This is a genomic window from Mangrovimonas futianensis, from assembly GCF_021245805.1.
Taxonomy (GTDB): Bacteria; Bacteroidota; Bacteroidia; order Flavobacteriales; family Flavobacteriaceae; genus Mangrovimonas; species Mangrovimonas futianensis.
Genome location: NZ_JAJJNF010000002.1, coordinates 388,254 through 410,465 on the forward strand (window position 1 = coordinate 388,254; position 22,212 = coordinate 410,465).

At 35.8% G+C, this 22,212-nt stretch carries 23 protein-coding genes; 22 read left to right on the forward strand and 1 reads right to left on the reverse strand.

Annotation, left to right across the window (positions count from 1 at the left end):
• Positions 1-39 precede the first annotated feature (39 nt).
• On the forward strand, positions 40-651 hold the full coding sequence (locus tag LOK78_RS04515) for a DUF4254 domain-containing protein (protein ID WP_053970742.1): 612 nt from the start codon (positions 40-42) through the stop codon (positions 649-651).
• 9 nt (positions 652-660) lie between these two features.
• Positions 661-1,677 carry a glycosyltransferase family 9 protein gene (locus LOK78_RS04520; RefSeq protein WP_232633958.1) on the forward strand — a complete coding sequence of 339 codons (1,017 nt, stop codon included), beginning with the start codon at positions 661-663 and terminating at the stop codon, positions 1,675-1,677.
• A 23-nt stretch (positions 1,678-1,700) separates the two neighbouring features.
• Here the strand turns inward: LOK78_RS04520 and LOK78_RS04525 are convergent, their stop codons facing one another.
• A complete protein-coding gene (locus LOK78_RS04525; RefSeq protein ID WP_166956739.1) occupies positions 1,701-2,762 on the reverse strand; it encodes a ferredoxin--NADP reductase in 1,062 nt (353 codons plus the stop codon).
• 117 nt (positions 2,763-2,879) lie between these two features.
• Between LOK78_RS04525 and LOK78_RS04530 the strand changes: the two genes are divergently transcribed.
• The 20 genes from LOK78_RS04530 to LOK78_RS04625 all read left to right on the forward strand — a co-directional run bounded on the left by LOK78_RS04530 (position 2,880) and on the right by LOK78_RS04625 (position 22,209).
• The gene (locus LOK78_RS04530; protein ID WP_053970739.1) at positions 2,880-3,281 is read left to right on the forward strand and encodes a DUF2059 domain-containing protein; all 402 of its coding nucleotides are present in this window, start codon (positions 2,880-2,882) and stop codon (positions 3,279-3,281) included.
• 15 nt (positions 3,282-3,296) lie between these two features.
• Positions 3,297-4,781: a DUF5687 family protein gene (locus LOK78_RS04535; protein ID WP_232633959.1), complete on the forward strand. Its 1,485-nt coding sequence runs from the start codon at positions 3,297-3,299 to the stop codon at positions 4,779-4,781.
• Between the two features lie 12 nt (positions 4,782-4,793).
• Positions 4,794-5,501 carry an ABC transporter ATP-binding protein gene (locus LOK78_RS04540; RefSeq protein WP_232633960.1) on the forward strand — a complete coding sequence of 236 codons (708 nt, stop codon included), beginning with the start codon at positions 4,794-4,796 and terminating at the stop codon, positions 5,499-5,501.
• Positions 5,502-5,606: 105 nt separating this feature from the next.
• Positions 5,607-8,168, forward strand: a complete 2,562-nt coding sequence (gene porW / locus LOK78_RS04545; protein ID WP_232633961.1) for a type IX secretion system periplasmic lipoprotein PorW/SprE — start codon at positions 5,607-5,609, stop codon at positions 8,166-8,168.
• 13 nt (positions 8,169-8,181) lie between these two features.
• Positions 8,182-8,607, forward strand: coding sequence for a bactofilin family protein (locus LOK78_RS04550; RefSeq protein ID WP_053972059.1), 426 nt, complete (start codon positions 8,182-8,184; stop codon positions 8,605-8,607).
• 13 nt (positions 8,608-8,620) lie between these two features.
• Entirely contained in the window at positions 8,621-8,797 is a 177-nt protein-coding gene (locus tag LOK78_RS04555; protein ID WP_082316523.1) for an AtpZ/AtpI family protein, read from the forward strand.
• A complete protein-coding gene (locus LOK78_RS04560) occupies positions 8,790-9,179 on the forward strand; it encodes a DUF6168 family protein (protein WP_232633962.1) in 390 nt (129 codons plus the stop codon). The genes LOK78_RS04555 and LOK78_RS04560 overlap by 8 nt, the downstream gene beginning before the upstream one ends.
• A gap of 115 nt (positions 9,180-9,294) precedes the next feature.
• Positions 9,295-10,416, forward strand: coding sequence for a F0F1 ATP synthase subunit A (gene atpB / locus LOK78_RS04565; RefSeq protein WP_166956730.1), 1,122 nt, complete (start codon positions 9,295-9,297; stop codon positions 10,414-10,416).
• 32 nt (positions 10,417-10,448) lie between these two features.
• A complete protein-coding gene (atpE, locus tag LOK78_RS04570; protein WP_053970734.1) occupies positions 10,449-10,640 on the forward strand; it encodes an ATP synthase F0 subunit C in 192 nt (63 codons plus the stop codon).
• A gap of 81 nt (positions 10,641-10,721) precedes the next feature.
• Positions 10,722-11,222, forward strand: a complete 501-nt coding sequence (locus LOK78_RS04575; RefSeq protein ID WP_232633963.1) for a F0F1 ATP synthase subunit B — start codon at positions 10,722-10,724, stop codon at positions 11,220-11,222.
• A 5-nt stretch (positions 11,223-11,227) separates the two neighbouring features.
• The gene (gene atpH / locus LOK78_RS04580) at positions 11,228-11,764 is read left to right on the forward strand and encodes an ATP synthase F1 subunit delta (RefSeq protein WP_232633964.1); all 537 of its coding nucleotides are present in this window, start codon (positions 11,228-11,230) and stop codon (positions 11,762-11,764) included.
• Positions 11,765-11,841: 77 nt separating this feature from the next.
• The gene (atpA, locus tag LOK78_RS04585) at positions 11,842-13,422 is read left to right on the forward strand and encodes a F0F1 ATP synthase subunit alpha (protein WP_166956727.1); all 1,581 of its coding nucleotides are present in this window, start codon (positions 11,842-11,844) and stop codon (positions 13,420-13,422) included.
• 89 nt (positions 13,423-13,511) lie between these two features.
• Positions 13,512-14,372, forward strand: a complete 861-nt coding sequence (gene atpG, locus LOK78_RS04590; protein ID WP_166956724.1) for an ATP synthase F1 subunit gamma — start codon at positions 13,512-13,514, stop codon at positions 14,370-14,372.
• Positions 14,373-14,486: 114 nt separating this feature from the next.
• Positions 14,487-15,956: a lipopolysaccharide biosynthesis protein gene (locus tag LOK78_RS04595; protein ID WP_232633965.1), complete on the forward strand. Its 1,470-nt coding sequence runs from the start codon at positions 14,487-14,489 to the stop codon at positions 15,954-15,956.
• Between the two features lies 1 nt (position 15,957).
• Positions 15,958-16,392: a dUTP diphosphatase gene (gene dut / locus LOK78_RS04600; RefSeq protein WP_232633966.1), complete on the forward strand. Its 435-nt coding sequence runs from the start codon at positions 15,958-15,960 to the stop codon at positions 16,390-16,392.
• Positions 16,393-16,468: 76 nt separating this feature from the next.
• Positions 16,469-17,485 carry a nucleotidyltransferase family protein gene (locus tag LOK78_RS04605; RefSeq protein WP_232633967.1) on the forward strand — a complete coding sequence of 339 codons (1,017 nt, stop codon included), beginning with the start codon at positions 16,469-16,471 and terminating at the stop codon, positions 17,483-17,485.
• A gap of 22 nt (positions 17,486-17,507) precedes the next feature.
• The gene (locus LOK78_RS04610; RefSeq protein WP_231628635.1) at positions 17,508-18,875 is read left to right on the forward strand and encodes a tetratricopeptide repeat protein; all 1,368 of its coding nucleotides are present in this window, start codon (positions 17,508-17,510) and stop codon (positions 18,873-18,875) included.
• Complete coding sequence (lolB1, locus tag LOK78_RS04615) at positions 18,875-19,654, forward strand: lipoprotein insertase outer membrane protein LolB1 (RefSeq protein WP_232633968.1); 780 nt, start codon at positions 18,875-18,877, stop codon at positions 19,652-19,654. The genes LOK78_RS04610 and lolB1 overlap by 1 nt, the downstream gene beginning before the upstream one ends.
• Positions 19,654-20,877 (forward strand): murein hydrolase activator EnvC family protein, encoded by a 1,224-nt coding sequence (locus LOK78_RS04620; protein WP_232633969.1) that lies wholly within the window; start codon positions 19,654-19,656, stop codon positions 20,875-20,877. The genes lolB1 and LOK78_RS04620 overlap by 1 nt, the downstream gene beginning before the upstream one ends.
• A 327-nt stretch (positions 20,878-21,204) precedes the next feature.
• The gene (locus tag LOK78_RS04625) at positions 21,205-22,209 is read left to right on the forward strand and encodes a hypothetical protein (protein ID WP_232633970.1); all 1,005 of its coding nucleotides are present in this window, start codon (positions 21,205-21,207) and stop codon (positions 22,207-22,209) included.
• The last annotated feature ends 3 nt before the right edge of the window (positions 22,210-22,212 follow it).

Consider the following 22,212-nt stretch of genomic DNA (forward strand, 5'->3'; position numbering starts at 1 on the left):
AATAATAAGAAGTATATTTGTATCTATAATTTAGAAGATATGATTTCAGATAAAGCTAATAAAATATTCCAAGAAGCTATTCAAACCTATAAGGTTAAAAACACTGTAGATCAACCATTTGAAAATAAGTATGATAAAGAATCAGATTTATTGGGTCACCTTTTATACAGGAAATGTTGGATTGATACGGTTCAATGGGCTTACGAGGATATCATTAGGGATCCGAATATTGACCCGGTAGCAGCTTTGACGCTAAAGCGTAAAATAGATGCTTCCAATCAAGATAGAACGGATACGGTTGAGTTTATTGATAGTTATTTTCTGGATAAATACAAAGATGTACAAGTAAAATCGGATGCCAAGATTAATTCTGAAAGTCCCGCATGGGCAATTGACAGACTCTCCATTTTGGCATTGAAAATATATCACATGGCTGTTGAGGCCAATAGGGAAGATGCTTCTGAGGCCCATAGGGAAGCCTGTCAAAATAAATTAAATGTGCTTTTGGAGCAACGCACAGATTTATCAACCGCCATTGATGATTTATTGAATGATATTTCTAATGGTGACAAGTACATGAAAGTTTATAAACAAATGAAAATGTACAACGATGATGAATTAAATCCAGTTTTAAGAGCAGCCAATAAATAGTCCTTTTATATGGGTAAACCCAAGCATATTCTGGTAATTCGTTTATCTGCTATGGGTGATGTAGCTATTTCAGTGCCAGTAATCAGAGAGTTGGTAAATGAAAACCCCAACCTGAGATTGACCGTCTTAACTCGAGGATTTTTTAGACCCTTGTTTGAAGGAATTCCCAATCTTACGGTTTTTGAAGCTGATTTAAAGGGCAACCATAAAGGAATATGGGGCTTGTTTAAACTTTCTAGAGAACTTAGGAAACATCAAATTGATGCCGTTGCCGACCTTCATAACGTACTAAGATCTAAAATTTTAAGATTTTTCTTATTGGACTTTAAGTCGACTGCCATTGATAAAGGACGGGCAGAAAAGAAGGCCTTGGTTTCGGGAAAGCTTTTTTCCCAATTAAAAACTTCTGCGCAGAGATATGCCGATGTTTTTGATACCTTGGGATATCCTTTAAATTTGTCAAAACCTCAATTTCCTAAAAGAAAAACTTTAAACGACAAGGTACTTTCTATACTTGGAAAGGATCATTTGAAGTGGGTAGGAATTGCGCCGTTTGCTGCTCATAAAGGCAAAATGTATCCTTTGGATTTAATGGAAAAAGTAATTTCCAAATTGGCTGAACAACACAAAGTGCTTTTGTTTGGTGGCGGAGAGGATGAAATTAAGCAATTAAAGAAGTTAGAAAACCCTCATAGTAACATTATAAATTTAGCAGGGAAGCTTCAGTTTCAAGAGGAACTGGATGTGATTTCCAATTTGGACGTCATGATTTCCATGGATTCTGGAAATGGTCATTTGGCAGCGATGAAAGGTGTTAAAGTCATTACAGTTTGGGGAGTAACGCATCCCTATGCAGGATTTACACCTTTTAATCAACCTTCAGATTATTCCCTAGTGCCTAATAGAAAAATGTTCCCGCAAATTCCAACATCGATTTACGGGAACAAATATCCAAAAGATTATCAAGAGGCGGCACGAACAATCTCGCCAGAAACAATAGTCAATAAAGTGAATGCTATTATCTAGCTCTCAATAATACCCTTTTAAATTTAGATATCGTCATAGTCAACGACTACTTTGGAAGTAGTGGGATGAGCTTGACAGGTTAAAATTAAACCTTCCGCAATCTCGCTATCCGTAAGAACATTGTTTTGTCTCATGGTAGCCTCTCCTTCTTTCAATCTAGCAACACAACTACTGCAAATACCTCCTTGGCAAGAATATGGTGCATCTACATCATGGTCTAAGGCCGCTTCCAAAATGGATTGTTTAGGAGACATTTCAAATGAAATTTCCTCATCATCAACAGTTACCGTTACGTGAGTGTTACCAGTTCCAGAGGCAATATCTGAATCTACATTCACTTCATCAGAATTGGCTGCTTTAAATAATTCGTAATGAATGCGATCTTCATCAGCGCCATTTTCAATCAAGACATCTTTTACGGTAAAGATCATGCCTTCAGGTCCACATAAATAGTAAGCATCTACATCGATGTGCTTATACTTGTTTTTCATGACCAAATTGACAGTGCTTTTCTCAATGCGTCCAAAAATGGCATCATCTTCTGGAGATTGACTAAAAACCAATTGAATGGCTAATCGCTCACTAAATTGGTGTTGTAAATCAAGCAATTCATCCATGAACATGGTGTCATCTGTCGATTTATTACCATAAACCAAAACCATTTTACTGTGAACTTCTTCCTCTAAAGCACATTTAATAATACTCATGATAGGAGTGATTCCACTTCCTGCAGCAAATGCTGCAATATTTTTGGTGATTTTATCATTAGGCGTAAATATAAAGCGTCCTCTTGGAGGAGCTACTTCAATAACATCCCCTACTTTTAAGGTGTTGTTGGCAAATGCTGAAAAGGTGCCATCTTCTACTTCTTTAATGGCAACCATTAATTCACCACTTTTGGGTGAAGAGCATAAAGAATAATCTCTTCTTACTTCATCACCGTTTACTTGAGCCTTAAGTGTAATGTATTGGCCTGCTTGAAAGGTAAATACAGATTTTAAATCTTGAGGTATTTGAAAACTTACGGCTACTGATTTAGAAGTAACGCGTTGAATATCTTTTATGGATAGTTTGTGAAATTCCATGGAATAAATTTTCCACAAAAATAGGGAACATTCTGCTCAATTAAGACTGTGATTGTAACAAAATTGGTAATATTGTTACTCATTACTTGAATCCTATTAATCAATTGATATTTAATTATGAAAAACCTATTTTTTGTATTGGCGCTTGTATTCTCTATTTCACTTCAAGCTCAAGAAGACGCCTCTTTAAAATCACAAACCATTCAATTAATAAAAGCAACGGGGGCAACCCAAATGTTTGAGGATGTGATTACCCAAATTGGAAATATGGTGCCAGAGGACAAAAAGCCTGATTATTTAAAGGAAGCCAAAGGAACTTTGGACCAATTGTATACAGATTTGGCTCAAGTTTACATGAATGAATTTTCAGAAGAAGAAATAGTAGAATTAAATAAATTTTACCAAACAGAATTGGGTAAAAAACTATCAGCTAGCCAGTCTAAATTATCTCAAAAAGGGATGGTCATTGGTCAAAGCTGGGGAATGAAACTTCAGCAGATTGCTCAAAAATATATGTAGAACCAACTCTTTCAAATGATGAAAATTTCTCATTTTTTAAATCTTGAATGGAAGCAGTTTTTTAGGTCGTCCCACTGGCAAAAAAGTGTGGCACTTAATATCCTTTTGATATTATTGGCTTTATATTTTATGGCTTCCTTTTTGGTGATGGGTGTTGCTTTATATCCTATTCTTAAAGAGCAGTTTCCAGATCAGAACCCGCTCATTATTGTAAATGGCGTGTTATTTTATTGGTGGTTGGCTGAGCTTATGATAAGGTTCTTTTTTCAGAAATTGCCAGTAATGAGTGTCAAGCCATTATTGACATTGCCCGTCAAAAGAAGTAAGGTGGTCAATTATGTTTTAGGAAAATCGACACTTTCTTTTATTAATTTCTTACCGTTATTTGCTGTCATTCCATTTGGCGTCATGTTAATTATTAATGATTACCCATTGGTGTCGGTATTGGTTTGGATTTTGGCCATGATCATCATGACCTTAATCATGAACTTTTTGAATTTCATTATTGAAAGTTTTTCGTCAGAAAGCGAGCTGGCCTTTTTGCCAATTATTGTCATAGTTGGAGGCCTTTTTGCGCTGAATTATTTTGATATTGTTTCACTGTCAAAATTCACGGGGAATGCCATTACAGCGGTATATAATCAACCCATTTATCTGATAATTTTGGTTTTGATTTTGGCAGGAGTTTATCTTTTTAATTTCAAGATTTTAAAACAAAAATTGTATCTGGATAGCTCATTAAAGTCCAAGGTTGCTGAGGTAAATGTGGCTGATTTAGGTTGGACCAAAAGGTTTGGTGATTTAGCACCATTTATGCAATTGGATTTAAAGCTGATTTGGAGAAACAAGAGATCTAAATCCTCAGCTTTTTTAATGATAATTGGATTACTATATGGTTTGGCATTTTATCCCAATCCCACCTATCAAGAAATGCCTTGGATTTTTGGATTTGTAGGCATTTTTGTGACGGGTATTTTTATGATCAGTTTTGGCCAATTCATTCCAGCTTGGGATAGTGCCTACTACAAATTGCTGATGAGCCAAAATATCAAGTATGAGCAGTACTTAAAATCTAAGTTTACCCTTATGGCCATGAGTGTGATTATTCTTTTTGTGTTGAGTATCCCTTATGTGTATTTTGGATGGAAAATTTTATTGGCTCATTTTGCGGCAGCCCTATATAATATTGGGATTAATACCCATGTGGTATTGTTTGGAGGGGCATTTAACAGGAAGAAAATAGACCTTAGCCAAAGAGCTGCATTTAATTACCAAGGAACAGGAGCCGTACAGTGGCTTATCGGAATTCCTTTAATGCTATTACCACTGGCTATTTTTGGGGGTGTTTACGCCATTTCCAATTTTGAGACGGGTTGTGCCGTGTTGGCCATATTGGGAATTATAGGAATCTTGTTCCATCAAAAATTAATGCGATTTATAACAGAAAAATATTTGGAGTCAAAATATAAAATGATCAGTGCCTTTGGTCAGGACAGTTAATACCTCAAAATTATGATACAGACATCAAACCTTTCAAAAACATATAATAAGAAGACCGTTTTAAAAATAGAGGAGCTGGATATTCCCAAAGGACAAAGTTTTGGTCTGGTTGGGAACAATGGGGCGGGTAAAACAACCTATTTCAGCTTGTTGTTAGATTTAATTAACCCTTCCACAGGTTTTATTAAGAACAATGAGATTCAAGTGAGTTTGAGTGAAGATTGGAAGCCTTTTACTTCGGCCTTCATTGATGAGAGTTTCTTAATCGGCTATTTAACACCAGAGGAGTATTTCTATTTTATTGGGGAGTTAAGAGGAAGAAACAAAGCGGATGTAGATGCGCTTTTAGCCCAGTTTGAAGATTTTTTTCATGGAGAAATCTTAGGGCAGAAGAAATATTTAAGGGATTTAAGTAAAGGAAATCAAAAAAAGGCAGGAATTGTGGCAGCCTTGATTGGAGATCCAGAAGTGATTATTCTGGATGAGCCTTTTGCCAATTTGGATCCAACTACACAAATTCGACTCAAAAACATCATTAAGGAATTAGCTGAAAAAAGAGGTGTTACTGTATTGATTTCCAGTCATGATCTTTTGCATGTTACTGATGTTTGTGAGCGTATTGTAGTACTTGAAAAAGGAGAAATAGTTAAGGATTTGGTAACCAGTGATGCTACTTTAAAAGAATTGGAAGCCCATTTTTCAGGAACCCAAAGCGCTTAATTAATATTCAATTTATAAGATAATTCAAAAAGATGCTTATTTTTACGGCTACACATAATATGTGTGGCCGTTTTTAGTTATTTAATAACCAAGTATAACCAACATTTGAAGACTTCTTTTGTAAAAATAGGTATCTGGCTTTTTTCCATTGCAATATTGTTCTCTGCCTGCTCCAGAAAGAAAAACAGTTTTGTAAGTAGAAATTATCATGCCGTAACTGCAGAATACAATGCGTTATATAATGGTTATTTGGCATTGGAAGAAGGGAAGAAAACTCTTAATACGGCCTACCAGGATGATTATTGGCAAGTATTGCCTATAGAAAGAATGCAAGTTTTTGAAGATGTGATTCTTCCTGGTCAAAGCAAAAATGAAAACTTCAACAGGGCCGAAGACAAGGCTATTATTGCCATTCAAAAACACAGTATGAGTATTTCTGGAAAGGAATACAATCCGCAAATGGATGAAGCTTATTTATTGTTGGGTCAATCCCGTTATTTTGACCAACGATTTGTTCCAGCTTTACAGGCCTTTAATTACATATTATATAGATATCCCGCAAGTGATAAAATCAATCAGGCGAAAATTTGGAGAGAGAAGACAAATATTCGTTTAGACAATGATGAGTTGGCTATTGAGAATTTGAAAAAACTGTTGGAAGAAGATATTCAAGGTCAAGATTTGGCAGATGCTACTTCCATGTTGGCGCAAGCCTATATCAATACCAAATCCTTGGACAGTGCTGTTACACAACTTGAAACAGCAAGCAATAGCACCAAAGATGATGACGAACGAGGGCGATACCGATTTATTCAAGGACAGTTGTATAATGAATTAGGATATAAAGACAGTGCCAACATTGCCTTTGATCAAGTTATTGAACTGAATAGAAGAACTCCAAGAATCTACTATATAAGTGCTCATTTGGAAAAGGCCAAGAATTTTGATTATGATAATGGAGATAAATTGGCGTTTCTTGAGTTATTGACAAAACTTGAAGAGAATCGTGAAAACCGTCCGTATTTAGATCGTATCTATCACCAAGAGGGAGAGTTCTTTTTGACAGAAGGAATGGATTCCTTAGCCTTGGTATATTACAACAAGTCTTTAAGAACACCTACGAGAGATAAAAAACTAAGAGCCAGAAATTATGTAATCTTAGGAGATTATTATTTTGATGAAGCAGAGTATAAGACTGCTGGTTTATATTACGACAGCACCATGTTGAACATGGAAAAAAATAAGAAGCCTTATCGAATTATCAAGAGAAAAAGGGATAACCTAGAAGATGTCATACTCTATGAGGATATTGCTGAAGCAAATGACAGTATTTTAGGCTTGGTGGCTATGAATGATACCGAGCGATTGGAATATTTTACGCAATATACTGAAGATTTAAAGGTAAAAGCTGAAGAAGAAAAGGAACGTCAAGAAGCGGCAGAAAGAATGGCCAATCAAGGATTGGTTACTGTGAATGATAATTTAGTAAATAAAACAAATAGGGGGCCAAATCCACAAAGTGCCTCTAGTTTTTATTTCTACAATCAAAATACCATTTCATTTGGGAAAAATGAATTCAGACAGGTTTGGGGAGATAGGGCTCCTGAGGACAACTGGAGGTGGTCTTCCAATCAATTAAGAACGTCAAATACCGAAGAGATAGAAGAGGAAGTTGCCACAATTGATGAAACTGAAATGTTCGACCCTAATTATTACATTGGGCAAATTCCAGTAGAACAAACGGCTATAGATAGTATTGCCAAAGAACGCAATTTTGCTTATTACCAATTGGGTATTATATATAAGGAGAAGTTTAAAGAATATCGACTTTCTGAAAATCGCTTGGAAGCTTTGTTGGTAAGTGATCCAGAGGAAAAACTCATTCTTCCTTCCAAGTACAATTTATATCGTGTTTATCTAGAGTTGGGAGAAACAGCCAAAGCTGAAAGAATAAAACAGGAGATTATCTCAGAATACCCAGACTCAAGATATGCAGCGATACTGATAAATCCAGAGTCGGCAACCCAAAAGGATGAAAATAGTCCAGAAAGTATTTATGAAAGGCTATACCAAGAGCTGCAAGATCAAAACTATGCAGAAGTTCTTGGCAAGTCATCTGAAATGATCACCCAATTGGAAGGTGATCCTATGGCGCCGAAGTTTGAAATATTAAAAGCCACGGCAGAAGGCCGTTTATATGGATTTGAAAAATACTCTAAGGGTATTAATGATGTGGCAGTAAATTATTCCAACACACCAGAAGGCATTGAAGCGCAACGTATGGTAACTGAAGTATTGCCCAAATTGGCTGTGAAGGATTTCGCTGAAAATGCGAATGAAACCAATTTTAAAATCGTGTATTATTTCAACAATGCCGATTCAGAAACTTTGGAAGCATTTAAAAAGAAATTAGACAAGGAGGTAGAACAGGTTAATGTATTTGAACTGTCCACTTCCATCGACATTTATAACCCCAATACTACCTTTGTAGTAGTTCATGGTTTGAAGAGTAGAGAAGGTGCTAAAGGATTTGCCCTAGCGCTTGAGGAAAGGAAGAAAGACAAGATTGTCCATCAGTTTTTCCCAGTTTCGTCTTCAAACTATAAAATCATCCAAATCCATAAGAACATGGATGATTATTTGAATTATTTAGAAACTAATAACTAAAAGTAAGATGGCTATGTTTTCAGAAAACAAAAAGGAAAAGCAATCTTTTGATTCATCATCGAATCAAAACATTGTAGCGAAGGGAACCAAAATTATTGGTGATTTAACCAGCGAGGGAGATATTAGAATTGACGGTATCGTTGAAGGAAATATCAAAACCCCTGGGAAAGTTGTGGTAGGAAAATCAGGATTGATTAAAGGAACCTTAAATGGGACCGATGCACATTTTGAAGGAAAATTTTCCGGAAAATTAAATTTATCAGGAACCCTAAATCTTAAATCTTCAGCCCATGTAGAGGGAGAAGTGGTATTAGGGAAACTATCTGTAGAACCGGGAGCAACCTTCAATGTAAATTGTGCCATGAAAGGAGCCGTAAAGGAATTTAACCAAGGTGGACAACCAAAAGAAAGAAAACAAGAACAAGGGCAATCAGCTTAAGAATCTGGCTGCTATGTCTGGGGTTGCCATTCAAATGGGAATCACCATTTATTTGTTTGTGCTGTTGGGTAAATGGCTGGATGGCAAATTTACCGATGGTGGCAAGTTATTTCTTATTGTTTGTACTTTATTGGGAGTAGGCATTTCCCTGTATGTGGTATTGAAACAAATTAATAAATTGAATGAATAAAAAGAGATTATTCATATACCTTTTAATAATAGCAATCACCTCGTTGATTGCTTTTTTTATCCATACAGTCGTTTTAAAACAAATGGATCTGCCACCTTATGAGCATAAAATTGTTTTGGCTTATATCGTGAATACCTGTTTGGCTATGGGGATTCTATTCTGTTTGTATTTTTTCAAAGAAAAATTCAGAGATCAGTTGGGATTTTTATTCATGCTTGGAAGCTTTTTGAAGTTTATATTTTTTTTCATTCTCTTTTACCCAGCTTATCATGCCGACAATGAAGTATCGACTCTAGAGTTCACTTCATTTTTTATTCCCTATGCAACTTCCTTGATTACAGAAACTTTTGGAGGCGTAAGGCTCTTAAACAGTTTAGATTAGTCCCAATTAAAGGGGTGAAAGAAGCATTCCAAAATAATGTAAAATTTTCTTTTTTGATTTTGAGATAAAAGCATACCTTTGCACCAATTTTTAAGGATACAATTTTTGTTTCGACATGCAAAGAAAGTCAGTTTTTAGTTTGCTTTTGTTTTTTATAGCCTCTTTGTCCCTTTCTACTATGTTAGCTCAACATGGTGAAAATCAACATGAAGAGATGGAACTTCAAGAAGTTGCTCCAGGTGTTGAGGGTAAAGAAGGACTCAAGAAAGAGATTAAAGAATACATAAATCATCACTTGTTAGATTCTCATGATTTTAGTTTGTATTCTTATACCAATGATGCGGGAGAAAAAGTACACATCGGATTCCCTCTTCCAGTTATTTTATGGGATGGCGGATTAAAAGTGTTCTCCTCTTCAAAATTCCATCATGGAGAAGAAGTTGCTGAGGTAGGAGGTGAATATTACACACTTTACCATAATAAGGTTTACAAAACCAATGCACAAGGTGACATAACTCTAGATGACCACCACCATCCAACTAACGTAAAGCCTTTTGATTTATCAATTACTAAAAATGTCTTTACCATTTTTATGGTAGGTCTTTTGCTTCTATGGATGTTTAGTTCCATGGCAAAATCTTATAAAAAAGGAGCGCTTCCATCTGGAATGGGACGTTTTTTAGAGCCTATAGTACTTTACATTCGTGATGATATTGCTATTCCAAATATTGGGTTGAAGCATTACAAGCGTTACATGAGCTTTTTGTTAAGTGTGTTCTTCTTTATTTGGATTATCAACCTATTAGGTTTAACGCCGCTAGGAGTTAATGTTACTAACAATATAGCAGTGACTTTTGCTTTAGCAATTTTAACCTATTTGATTACCACTTTCTCTGGTAACAAAAATTATTGGAAACACATTTTCTGGATGCCAGGAGTACCTGTTCCAATGAAAATCATTTTAGCACCAATTGAATTGTTAGGAACTTTTATCAAACCGTTTTCATTATTGATTCGTTTGTATGCTAACATCACAGCTGGTCACATTGTATTGATGAGTATCATTGGTTTGATGTTTATCTTTAAAAACTGGATAGGAAGTTCGTTGTCTTTCGGATTGGCGTTTGTTTTATCCTTATTGGAGTTGTTGGTTGCTGCTTTACAAGCCTATATTTTTACCATGCTTTCAGCATTGTATTTTGGTTCGGCTGTAGAAGAACACCACGACGATCACTAAAATTGAATGTTTAATTATTTAATATATATATTATGACTATTCCAAACATTGTAGGAGCTGGTTTAATTGTTATCGGTGCTGGTTTAGGTATCGGTAGAATTGGTGGACAAGCTATGGAAGCTATTGCTCGTCAACCTGAAGCTTCAGGAAAAATCCAAACAGCTATGCTTATTGCAGCTGCCCTTATTGAAGGTATTGGATTTGCTGCTTTATTCGCGGCATAATAACACAAGCATCAGCTATAACGGTTGGTTATAGCTGGTGTTTTATTAAAAAAGGATTAATTAGATATAACCGAGATATAAATGGATAAGTTAATTAATGAATTTTCATTCGGACTATTTTTCTGGCAATTATTGCTTTTTGTTGGATTAGTATTATTGTTGAGAAAATTTGCTTGGAAACCAATTCTTGATGCTGTTGAGAAAAGAGAATCAGGAATTGAAGATGCCTTGAAAGCTGCAGAAAATGCAAAACTTGAAATGCAAAACCTTCAAGCAGATAACGACAGATTATTAAAAGAAGCTAGAGCTGAGCGTGAGGCAATGCTTAAAGAGGCAAGAGAAATCAAGGCTAAAATGGTTGCTGATGCTAAAGATGAAGCACAAGTTCAAGCCAATCAAATGATTGAAGCTGCACAATCTGCTATTGAAAGCGAGAAGCGATTAGCTATGACCGAGTTGAAAAACCAGGTGGCTACATTGTCTTTAGAGATTGCTGAGAAAGTAGTACGTGAAGAGTTGTCTAGCAAAGACAAACAAATGGATTTGGTAGAATCTATGTTGGGTGAAACAACCTTAAATTAATAACCATGGCAGGAACTAGAGCAGCAGCACGTTACGCAAAAGCCATTTTGAGTTTAGCAAAAGATCAAAATACAACTGAGGTTGTAAACAATGATATGAAACTAATCTCAGAGACCATTGCAGATAACAAAGACCTAAAGAATGTGCTTAAAAGTCCTGTGGTTAGATCGGCTATTAAAAAATCGATACTAGTTGGTACTTTCAAGGATATCACCCCTAGTACAAGCAATTTAATAGACACTTTAATTGCCAATAAACGTATAGCGCTTTTAGATGAAATTGCAGTGCAATACAATTTATTGTTTGATCATTTGAATGATATGCAAGTTGCTAAAGTAACTACAGCTGTTCCTATGACAGATGATATAAAGACGAAAGTGTTGGCTAAGGTTAAAGAATTGACCGGGAAGGAAGCAGAGATAAAAAATATAGTGGATGAGGACATCATTGGTGGATTCATTTTACGAGTTGGAGATATTCAATACAATGCGAGTATCGCCAATAAATTAAACAGACTTAAAAGAGAATTTATATTAAATTAAATAGTTAGGTCCTTACAGGTATCTAACATCTAATACATGTCCCGAGCAAAGTTGAGGGATTTAAATAAATTAAAAAGATGGCAGAAGTAAAACCGGCTGAAATATCAGCAATCTTAAAACAACAACTATCAGGTTTTGAAGCAGGTGCTTCATTGGATGAAGTAGGAACAGTACTTACCGTTGGTGATGGTATTGCTCGTGTATACGGCTTATCAAATGCTGGATACGGGGAATTAGTAGAGTTTGAATCAGGCCTTGAAGGAATGGTTTTGAACTTGGAAGAAGACAACGTTGGTGTGGTATTGTTAGGTCCTTCTAAAGAAATTAAAGAAGGAGCAACTGTAAAACGTACCAATCGTATCGCTTCTATCAATGTTGGTGAAGGTATTGTTGGTCGTGTTGTTGATACATTAGGTAACCCAATCGATGGTAAAGGTGCTATTGAAGGGCAAACTTATGAGATGCCTTTAGAGCGTAAAGCTCCTGGGGTTATTTTCCGTCAACCGGTAAATGAGCCATTACAAACTGGTATCAAGTCTATCGATGCCATGATCCCTGTAGGACGTGGTCAACGTGAGTTGGTAATTGGTGACCGTCAAACTGGTAAAACAACAGTTTGTATTGATACTATCTTAAATCAAAAAGAATTTTATGATGCTGGACAACCTGTTTACTGTATTTATGTAGCAGTTGGTCAAAAAGCATCAACCGTTGCTAACATCGCTAAAACTCTTGAAGATAAGGGGGCGTTAGCTTATACTACTATCGTTGCTGCAAATGCATCAGATCCTGCTCCAATGCAGGTATATGCACCTTTCGCAGGAGCTGCAATTGGTGAATATTTTAGAGATACTGGTCGTCCTGCTTTAATCATCTATGATGATTTATCTAAGCAAGCGGTTGCTTATCGTGAGGTGTCTTTGTTATTAAGAAGACCACCAGGACGTGAGGCTTATCCAGGAGACGTTTTCTACTTACACTCTCGTTTGTTAGAGCGTGCTGCAAAGGTTATTGCTGATGATGAAATCGCAAAAACAATGAATGATTTACCAGAATCGTTAAAGCCAATTGTAAAAGGTGGAGGTTCTTTAACGGCCTTACCAATTATTGAAACACAAGCTGGTGACGTTTCTGCTTATATTCCTACTAACGTAATTTCGATTACAGACGGACAGATTTTCTTGGAGTCAGATTTATTTAACTCTGGGGTACGTCCTGCAATTAACGTTGGTATCTCTGTATCACGTGTAGGTGGATCTGCTCAGATTAAATCTATGAAAAAAGTGGCAGGTACCTTGAAATTAGACCAAGCCCAATTCCGTGAATTGGAAGCTTTCGCTAAGTTTGGTTCTGATTTGGATGCAGCTACTTTAAATGTGATTGAAAAAGGAAAGCGTAACGTTGAGATCCTAAAACAAGCTCAAAACGATCCATTTACAGTAGAAGATCAGGTAGCTATTATCTATGCAGGTTCTAAAAACTTGTTGAGAGATGTTCCTGTAGAGAAAGTAAAGGAATTCGAAAGAGATTATTTAGAGTTCTTAAATGCTAAGCATAGAGATGTATTGGATTCTTTAAAAGCTGGAAAATTAACTGATGAGGTAATCGATACCTTAACTTCAGTAGCTAAAGAATTATCAGAAAAATATAGAGCATAATATCTATTGTCATCCTGAACTAGTTTCAGGATCTCAAATTAGAATTAAAGAAGATTCTGAAATAAATTCAGAATGACAAAAAAGCGATTATGGCAAACTTAAAGGAAATACGCAGTAGAATTACGTCGGTTGGTTCAACCATGCAGATTACCAGTGCTATGAAAATGGTTTCTGCTGCAAAGTTGAAGAAGGCTCAAGACGCCATTACGGCCATGAGACCTTATGCAGATAAACTGACTGAACTTCTTAGAGATTTGAGTGCTACTTTAGATGACGATTCTGGAAGTAAGTACTCTGAGCAAAGAGAAGTAAAAAAAGTACTTGTAGTTGCAATTACCTCCAATAGAGGTTTATGTGGAGCCTTCAATTCTAATATTGTTAAAGAAGCAACACGTTTGGCTACTGAAGTGTATCCAGGTAAAGAAGTTTCTTTTGTAACTATAGGAAAAAAAGGTAACGATGTACTTTCTAAGCGTTTCAATGTAATTGGTAATCACAACCATATTTATGATGATTTGACATTTGACAATGTCGCTGAAGTTGCAGAGTGGATGATGAACAAGTTTGTTGCTGGAGATTTTGATAAAATTGAGGTGATTTACAACAAGTTCAAAAACGCTGCTACTCAAATTGTCATGACGGAACAATTTTTACCAATCGTTCCAGTGGAGAATGAAGCCAATAAAAACTTGGATTATATTTTTGAACCTTCCAAATTGGAAATCGTTCAAACCTTAATTCCGAAATCATTAAAGACACAATTGTACAAGTCTGTGCGTGATTCATTTGCTTCTGAGCATGGTGCCCGTATGACAGCAATGCACAAAGCGACTGATAATGCCAAGGAGTTAAAAGATCAATTAACGTTAACCTACAATAAGGCGCGTCAAGCGGCTATTACCAACGAAATTTTGGAAATCGTAGGTGGTGCAGAAGCCCTAAACGGATAATAAAACAAGATGCCAAAATGTTTTGGCTCAGAAATATAGAAAGCCTCACGTTGTGGGGCTTTTTTCTTTTATAAGGATCAATTCCCCTATTATAGTCATACACGTTGCATATACTTGCATAAAAACGTATTTTTAGCAGAATTAAATACCTATTATTTGGGCGCACTTAAAAAGTTTTTAAAGGATACCATCATCTACGGTTTGGCAACTGTTTTGCCTAGATTGATGAATTTTGTGCTTGTGCCTTTGCATATCGATAAACTGGAAACAACCAGTTATTCAGATAATACCACCTTTTATATATATGCTGCCTTTTTTAATGTGCTGCTTACCTACGGTATGGAAACGGCCTTTTTCAGATTTTTCAGTAAACATCATGATAAGGATAAAGTGTTTTCAACCGCTTTTATAAGTCTAACCGTGACTACTGTGTTGTTCTTTCTGGTGGTTTTCTTGAATAATGACGCTTTGGCAAATTTGGTCAATTTGAAGTTGTCTTATTTTAATTTGCTTTTAGGAGTACTAGCATTAGATACATTAGTTGTCGTGCCATTCGCCTTTCTTAGGGCTACTGGAAGGCCTATTAAATTTACGGCTATTAAATTAACAAATATTGCTATTTATGTTGTTTTGAATTTTTTCTTTCTGTGGGCTATTCCAAAATTTGGAATAGGGTATCCCGGCTATGATTCAAAAGATTTAGTGAAATATATATTCGTTGCAAACTTGGCCGCTAGTGTTGTAACCTTTATTCTATTGACGCCTTACTTTATAAAAACCAAAATCCAATTTAGCATGGATATTCTTAAACAAATGCTGAATTATGGTTGGCCTGTTATGGTAGCAGGAATGGCATATGTGATCAATGAGAATTTTGATAAATGGCTGTTGCCAGAATTATTGGGAAAGGATATTAACGGGGCTTATAGTGGTTGCTACAAAATAGCTGTTTTTATGACTATTTTCATTCAAGGCTTTCGTTTGGGTGCCGAACCATTTTTCTTTAATCATGCCGAAAACCAGAATGCCAAAAAAACCTATGCAGATATCATGAAATATTTTGTGATCTGTGGAAGCTTAATGATGGTGTTTATTATGGCTTATTTTGATTTATTCAAGCAATTGGTTGTTCGTGATTCTTCTTATTGGATAGCCATTGATATTGTTCCCATAGTTTTGTTGGCCAATCTGTTTTTGGGAATATATTTTAACTTGGCCATTTGGTATAAGTTAACCGATAAAACCAGATTTGGAATGTATTTGTCACTGGTAGGCGCATTTATTACTATAGCATTAAATTATTATTTGATTCCTAGGATAGGATTTATGGGGTCTGCTTGGGCCACCTTGGCAGCTTATGGGATAATGATGGTTTTATCCTATGTCATTGGGAAAAGGCATTATCCCGTTCCATATGATTTGGGTAAGATTTTACTTTATTTGGGGCTAACTGTTATTTTATCCGGCATCATTTATCTCCGATTTAAAAGTAATTATCTTATGAGTACCGTTTTGCTTTTAGTATTTTTGGGGGTTGTCATTATGGTCGAAAGAAAAGACTTAAAACGCTTATTAAAGAATTAAGATGAAGATAAAAATTATCAATAAATCCAATCACGATTTACCTAGTTATGAAACCTTGGCTTCGGCCGGAATGGATTTACGAGCCTTTACCAATGAGTTAATTACCCTAAAACCTTTGGAAAGAACCATTGTAAAAACAGGGTTGTTTATGGAATTGCCTGTAGGTTTTGAAGCACAGGTTAGACCAAGAAGTGGTTTGGCAGCCAAAAAGGGCATTACAGTTTTAAATGCACCCGGAACCATTGATGCGGATTATAGAGGAGAAATAGGTGTGATTTTGGTCAATTTATCCAATGAGGATTTTACCATCGAGAATGGTGAAAGAATCGCTCAATTGGTCATTGCAAAACATGAAAGAGCTGAATGGGAAGGAGTAGATGATTTATCTGAAACTTCTAGAGGTGCAGGTGGATTTGGTAGCACAGGGGTAAAATAAACCTTGATTGACCTTTTAGGAGTAGGTCAAAGTATTTTGTTGAATTAAAAAAGATTCCGCATTAGCGGGCACTAATATGAAAATAATCGTACCCATGGCTGGACGTGGCTCCAGACTTAGACCACATACGTTAACGGTTCCAAAACCCCTAATTCCTGTAGCAGGAGAACCTATTGTTCATAGGTTGGTTAAGGATATAGCAAAGGTTTTGAACCAACCTATTGAAGAAATTGCCTTTGTACTCGGAGATCCGGCTTTTTTTGGTGAAGATGTTGTTGAAAGTTTGCAAAAACTGGCATCCGATTTAGGAGCTAAAGGATCCATATACCGCCAAGATCAGCCTTTAGGTACAGGTCATGCCATCATGAGTGCAGAACCCTCCTTGTCAGGTCCTGCGGTTGTAGCATATGCTGATACCTTGATTCGTGCTGATTTTGATTTGGATCCAGAAGCAGACGCCGTAATTTGGACAAAAAAGGTGGAAAATCCGGAAGCCTATGGGGTTGTCAAATTAAACGACCTAAAGGAAATTGTTGAATTGGTAGAAAAACCAAAAGAATTTATTTCAGACCAAGCGGTTATCGGGATATACTATTTTAAGGATATTGGAGTTTTAAAAGAAAAGCTTCAAGAAGTCTTGGATGAAAATATCATGAATGGAGGGGAATATCAAATTAATGATGGTATCAAGCGTATGATGGCAGATGGTAGCATTTTTAAGACGGGTACTGTTGATGAGTGGATGGATTGTGGAAACAAGGCCATTACCGTAGAAACCAATGGTAAAATGTTGAATTTCCTTCAAAGTGATGGGGAAAACCTGATTTCAGAAAGTGTAACTTTAGAAAATTCTAAAATCATCGAACCTTGCTATATTGGGGAGGGGGTCATTTTGAAAAATAGCACCATTGGTCCTAACGTTTCAATCGGGAATCAAACGATCATAGAGAACTCTACCGTTAAAAATAGTTTAATACAGAGCGCTTCTACTATTAAAAATGCTAATTTAGAGGAAGCCATGATAGGTAATCACGCTTATTATGATGGAAATTTCTCAAGAGTAAGTATAGGTGATTACTCTGTTTTGGAATAGCTTTTGTTTCGACTAAACCACTATGTTGCAATATAACCGTTACATATTCATTTTATTTTTTGGGTTTCTTTCCTTTTTACCTTTGGGAATGGAGGCGCAGGTTGATTTCAATAAAACCCCAAATGATGATTTGGGTGAAGTGGAGGATAAGAAACAGGAACTGTTCTTTGAGGCGTTAAAGCAAAAGGCCATTGAAAATTATGACCGAGCTGTTACTGCTTTATTGAAGTGTATTGAAATGGATAAATCCCAATCGGTTTTTTATTATGAATTGGGTAAAAACTACAACAAACTCAAAAATTTTGGAGCTGCTGAGGAGGCGTTGAAAGATGCCGTTAAAATGGAACCAACCAATGAATGGTATGCCAATGAGCTTTTTGATGTTTACATGCAGCAGAAGGATTACAAAAGAGCCATCAGAACGGTTGAGGATATAGTTGAATATCATCCTAAATATAAAGAAGATTTAGCTCATTTGTATTTTGATAATAAAGAATACAAAGATGCCTTAAAAATATTGGATGAGTTGGATGAAAAGCGTGGTGTATCCTCTTCTAGAGATCATTTAAGAAATCAAATTTATGCCGCTACTGGTCGTAAAAAGGATCAAATTGAAAACTTGGAAGATCGTCTGGAAAGTAATCCTGATGAAGAAACTAACTATTTGGCCTTGATTTATCGATACAGTGAAAGTGGCGATAACGAGAAGGCCTTTGAGACTGCAAAAAAGTTACTTGAGATCAAGCCCAATTCTGAGTTGGTACATTTAGCTCTTTATAAGTTTTATTTAGAGGACGGGCAAACCCAAGAGGCTATTGAATCTATGAAAATTGTGATGGGGAGTCTAAAGGTAAATCCAGAAGCCAAAACTATGGTACTTTCAGATTTTGTCAATTTTGTAAAAGAGCATCCAGAGTATGAAGCTGATTTAGTAGAAGCTACTACTTTAAATTTGGATTCCGAAAATGGAAAATCCTATGAAGGTGTTGCCAACTATTTTTTGAACAAGGGCGATAAGACCAAAGCGTTGGAATATTTTGAAAAGGCTTATCAAGTGGATTCGGGAAATTTTGGACTGCTCAAGAATATAATGCTCCTTCAGTTGGACTTAAAACAATTTGAAAAGGTGGAAGCCAAAAGTAGTGATGCCTTATTGAAGTATCCGTCTCAGCCCCTTTTCTATTTAATCAATGGTGTAGCATTAAATCAGCTTGGAAAGTTCAACAGAGCAGCAGAGGTTTTAGAAACAGGTTTGGATTATATCATTGAAGATACCAAAATGGAATCAGATTTTTATAACCAACTTAGCCTGTCCTATACCCAATTAAACAATACAAAGAAGGCTAAAACGTTTAGTGATAAAGCCAAACAGTTAGAATCTACCAATTAATGAGCAAATCATCTGTCTATTTTTCCATAGTTGTAAGCATGTGTTTTATGGTTTTTGTTGGCTGTAAGTCAACAAAATCTCTAGTTGAAGGTGAAAATAACTTATCCCTTTCTGCCAAAGAAGTGCTTAAGGAAAACAAAAAGCGAGTAGCCGATTTCAATACCCTTCAATCCAAGGTACGTTTGGTTTATAAGGAAGGACAAAGTTCCCAAACCCATACCATTACATTGCGTATGAAAAAGGATGAAATCATCTGGATTACTGCTGCTTTTAATGTGATCAGGGCTCAAGTAACACCTGAAAAGGTTAGTTTCTACAACAAATTAGATAACACTTATTTTGATGGTGATTTTGCTTATATCAGTAAAATTTTAGGAACACAAGTGGACTTTAAAATGGTGCAGAACATCCTAATGGGAGAGTCCCTTTTTGAACTGAATAGAACAGATTTTGACATGTCTATCAATGATGATTCTTATTTGTTTCAGCCTAAAGACCAAACAGCATTGTTTGAGCTGTTCTATATCATAAGCGGGAGAAATTTCAAGATGAAGTCACAACAATTGGCACAGTCTGCAACCAATCGATTTTTGGAGATTGATTATTTGAGCTATCAACAAGTAGAAAAGGAAGTTTTTCCTGAAAATTTAAGAGTTATTTCTTTGGAAAAGGATCAACAAACTACCATAGAATTGGAGTACAAATCAATATCTTTGAATGAAGATTTAAGATTCCCGTTTAAGATTCCTTCGGGCTTTGAAGAAATAGAACTTGAATAATGCGCCATAACCAACTAGCTACATATTTCGTCATTTTTTTGATGTGTTTCACCTCTTCTGTTTTTTCACAAAGTAAGAAGCAAAAGGAACTTGAGGAGCGCCGTCAAGAACTTCAAAGAGAAATAAGACAAATCAATGATTTGTTATTTAAAAATCAATCTCAAAAAAAGTCACAAACCAGCTTAATTGAAGATTTGAGCTACAAGGTGAACGTAAGAAAGAATTTAATTAAGGTCACCAACCAACAAGCCAATTTATTGACGCGCGAAATCAACGCCAATCAAAAGAAAATATCAGAGCTACGAGACGAACTAACAACCTTAAAGGAGAATTATGCCAAAATGATCTTGCGCTCCTACAAGAGCAAAAGTGAGCAAAGCAGAATCATGTTTTTATTGTCTTCTAGCAACTTTAAACAAGCTTATAAACGCATTCAGTATATGACCCAATACTCCAAGTTTCAAAAGGAGCAAGGAGAAGCGATTAAAGTGAAGACTTCCGAACTTCAAAAAAGCAATAAAGAATTATTAAGGCAAAAAGATGACAAGCAAAAGTTGATTGCTGAAAATAGAGTAGCTCAAAAAGAACTGGAAGGCGAATTAAATCAGCAACAATCTTTGATGGCCTCCATCAATCAAAATCTGAGTAAGTACCGCAATCAAATCAAAGAAAAGCAAAAGGAGGCCGACCGCATTGACAAAGAAATTGAAAAAATGATCCGTGAAGCTATTGCCAGCTCAAATAAGAAAGCAGGTAAAAGTAGCAATACTAGCAGTTTTGCTTTAACGCCTGAGGATAAGGCCTTAGCAAGTAGTTTTGTAGCTAATAAAGGGAAATTGCCCTGGCCCGTAGAAAAAGGGGTTGTAAAAGTACGCTATGGAAAGCAACCTTCCCCAATTGACAGAACCATTACAATCCAAAGTAATGGGGTGAGAATTGCTACTGAAAAAAATGCGGATGTTCGCGCCGTCTATAAAGGAAAGGTTTTAAGAGTGCAGGCCATCAGACACGGGAATGTGTTGGTCATGATACAACACGGTAATTACATTACCAATTACACTAATTTATCCAAGGTATTTGTCAACCCTGGAGACATGGTAGATACCAAACAGGTTATAGGAAAAGTGTTTACCAACCCTAGCAATGGTGAAACCACATTGAAATTTAGTATTTGGAAAGAAATCAACACCCAAAATCCAGCCGATTGGATTTTTCAGATGTAAAGATTACGGAAAAAACCGTAACGATAGGGTTGCATTTTATCGAAAAGTAGGAAAAATACGTAGAACTACGTATTTGAAAAAAGACATACTTTACATAAATTTCCTACTCATTTTAAACTTTTTACAATATGAAAAATCTAATTTTACCAAACCAAACCAAACCAAACCAAACCAAACCAAACCAAACCAAACCAAACCAAACCAAACCTTAAGTTTTTAACCCTAGTATTTGGAGTTTTTTTTATAACCTCATGCCAGGAAACGTAACTCAACGAAGAGGTTCTTGAATCAACTTCATTGGGCTCAACATCAAATTCAGAAATGTTTTTGAGATCTGCAATAGAAGATCAATCTTTACAAGATCAACTAGATTGCAAAGTAGGCCATCTTTTAAACATCTCCCAGTTTATAAACGCAAATAAAAGCCTAGTTCAAGCACACATTGAAGATAGTCTAGAGAATACAGCGGACTCTTTATATCCCTTAAAATTCAAAATAAAGGATTTATTTGACGATTTGAGATTAGATTACTCAGTTATTGATAGCTCATTTGTAGCTTTTTCAGATCTAGGAGGAGAAAGCTGGGATCCATATCTTACTATTCCCTATAAGAGTAATATTATTGCAGCAGGGAATTATTCCAATACCAACCCCTATTATGCTATACCGAATTATGATTTAGCTAATAATGTTGATAAAGTAAATGTTTATTCAGAGCAGGGTGGTAGTCTAGTGCCATTTGCAGGAACATTAAGTGAATCAAATAAATTTTATTTTACATTACATACAATTGACATAGATAGTCAAGGAAGTGGTTTCGGAGGAGGAAATGGAACAGGGAGTGGATATACTCCTTTAGAAATAGATAAAATGACACCTAAACAACATAAAGAGCCGTGGATTGCTGGTAGGTCTGAGGTCCATATCAAGGGTTATAAAATTATTAATCTTCCAAACACTAGTGGGGATTGTGGTGATGATATAACAGGAGGAGCTAATTGTTTTAATTATGATGGTAGAAGAATTAAAAGAGTTAAAAGAGATGATATTGGGGATGAGTTTAATGCAGATTATATACTACATAATTTTTCTAGTATAAATAGTGCTGATGTTGTTTTTTATGTTATTTTTGAAAATGATCCTTGGCCAGCAACTCAAAAGCAAGCGGTTTATCAATTTCCTAATGGAATGTCAAGAATTATTAAGTTTAGAAGTTGGGAAAGTTCTTATCATCAAGCTACAGTTTCGTTGGATCCCAATAATACCAATGGATTCCCTTATGCAAGAACTTACAGTGTTGACATAAATAGTATTAAATACAACTTACAATAATTT

What these genes read in the sequence shown, in the direction of transcription:
- LOK78_RS04515 (WP_053970742.1), top strand. Translation starts at nt 40, where the DNA reads ATGATTTCAGATAAAGCTAATAAAATATTCCAAGAAGCTATTCAAACC.
- LOK78_RS04520 (WP_232633958.1), top strand. Translation starts at nt 661, where the DNA reads ATGGGTAAACCCAAGCATATTCTGGTAATTCGTTTATCTGCTATGGGT.
- LOK78_RS04525 (WP_166956739.1), bottom strand. Translation starts at nt 2,762, where the DNA reads ATGGAATTTCACAAACTATCCATAAAAGATATTCAACGCGTTACTTCT.
- LOK78_RS04530 (WP_053970739.1), top strand. Translation starts at nt 2,880, where the DNA reads ATGAAAAACCTATTTTTTGTATTGGCGCTTGTATTCTCTATTTCACTT.
- LOK78_RS04535 (WP_232633959.1), top strand. Translation starts at nt 3,297, where the DNA reads ATGATGAAAATTTCTCATTTTTTAAATCTTGAATGGAAGCAGTTTTTT.
- LOK78_RS04540 (WP_232633960.1), top strand. Translation starts at nt 4,794, where the DNA reads ATGATACAGACATCAAACCTTTCAAAAACATATAATAAGAAGACCGTT.
- LOK78_RS04550 (WP_053972059.1), top strand. Translation starts at nt 8,182, where the DNA reads ATGTTTTCAGAAAACAAAAAGGAAAAGCAATCTTTTGATTCATCATCG.
- LOK78_RS04555 (WP_082316523.1), top strand. Translation starts at nt 8,621, where the DNA reads ATGTCTGGGGTTGCCATTCAAATGGGAATCACCATTTATTTGTTTGTG.
- LOK78_RS04560 (WP_232633962.1), top strand. Translation starts at nt 8,790, where the DNA reads ATGAATAAAAAGAGATTATTCATATACCTTTTAATAATAGCAATCACC.
- atpB (WP_166956730.1), top strand. Translation starts at nt 9,295, where the DNA reads ATGCAAAGAAAGTCAGTTTTTAGTTTGCTTTTGTTTTTTATAGCCTCT.
- atpE (WP_053970734.1), top strand. Translation starts at nt 10,449, where the DNA reads ATGACTATTCCAAACATTGTAGGAGCTGGTTTAATTGTTATCGGTGCT.
- LOK78_RS04575 (WP_232633963.1), top strand. Translation starts at nt 10,722, where the DNA reads ATGGATAAGTTAATTAATGAATTTTCATTCGGACTATTTTTCTGGCAA.
- atpH (WP_232633964.1), top strand. Translation starts at nt 11,228, where the DNA reads ATGGCAGGAACTAGAGCAGCAGCACGTTACGCAAAAGCCATTTTGAGT.
- atpA (WP_166956727.1), top strand. Translation starts at nt 11,842, where the DNA reads ATGGCAGAAGTAAAACCGGCTGAAATATCAGCAATCTTAAAACAACAA.
- atpG (WP_166956724.1), top strand. Translation starts at nt 13,512, where the DNA reads ATGGCAAACTTAAAGGAAATACGCAGTAGAATTACGTCGGTTGGTTCA.
- dut (WP_232633966.1), top strand. Translation starts at nt 15,958, where the DNA reads ATGAAGATAAAAATTATCAATAAATCCAATCACGATTTACCTAGTTAT.
- LOK78_RS04605 (WP_232633967.1), top strand. Translation starts at nt 16,469, where the DNA reads ATGAAAATAATCGTACCCATGGCTGGACGTGGCTCCAGACTTAGACCA.
- LOK78_RS04610 (WP_231628635.1), top strand. Translation starts at nt 17,508, where the DNA reads ATGTTGCAATATAACCGTTACATATTCATTTTATTTTTTGGGTTTCTT.
- lolB1 (WP_232633968.1), top strand. Translation starts at nt 18,875, where the DNA reads ATGAGCAAATCATCTGTCTATTTTTCCATAGTTGTAAGCATGTGTTTT.
- LOK78_RS04620 (WP_232633969.1), top strand. Translation starts at nt 19,654, where the DNA reads ATGCGCCATAACCAACTAGCTACATATTTCGTCATTTTTTTGATGTGT.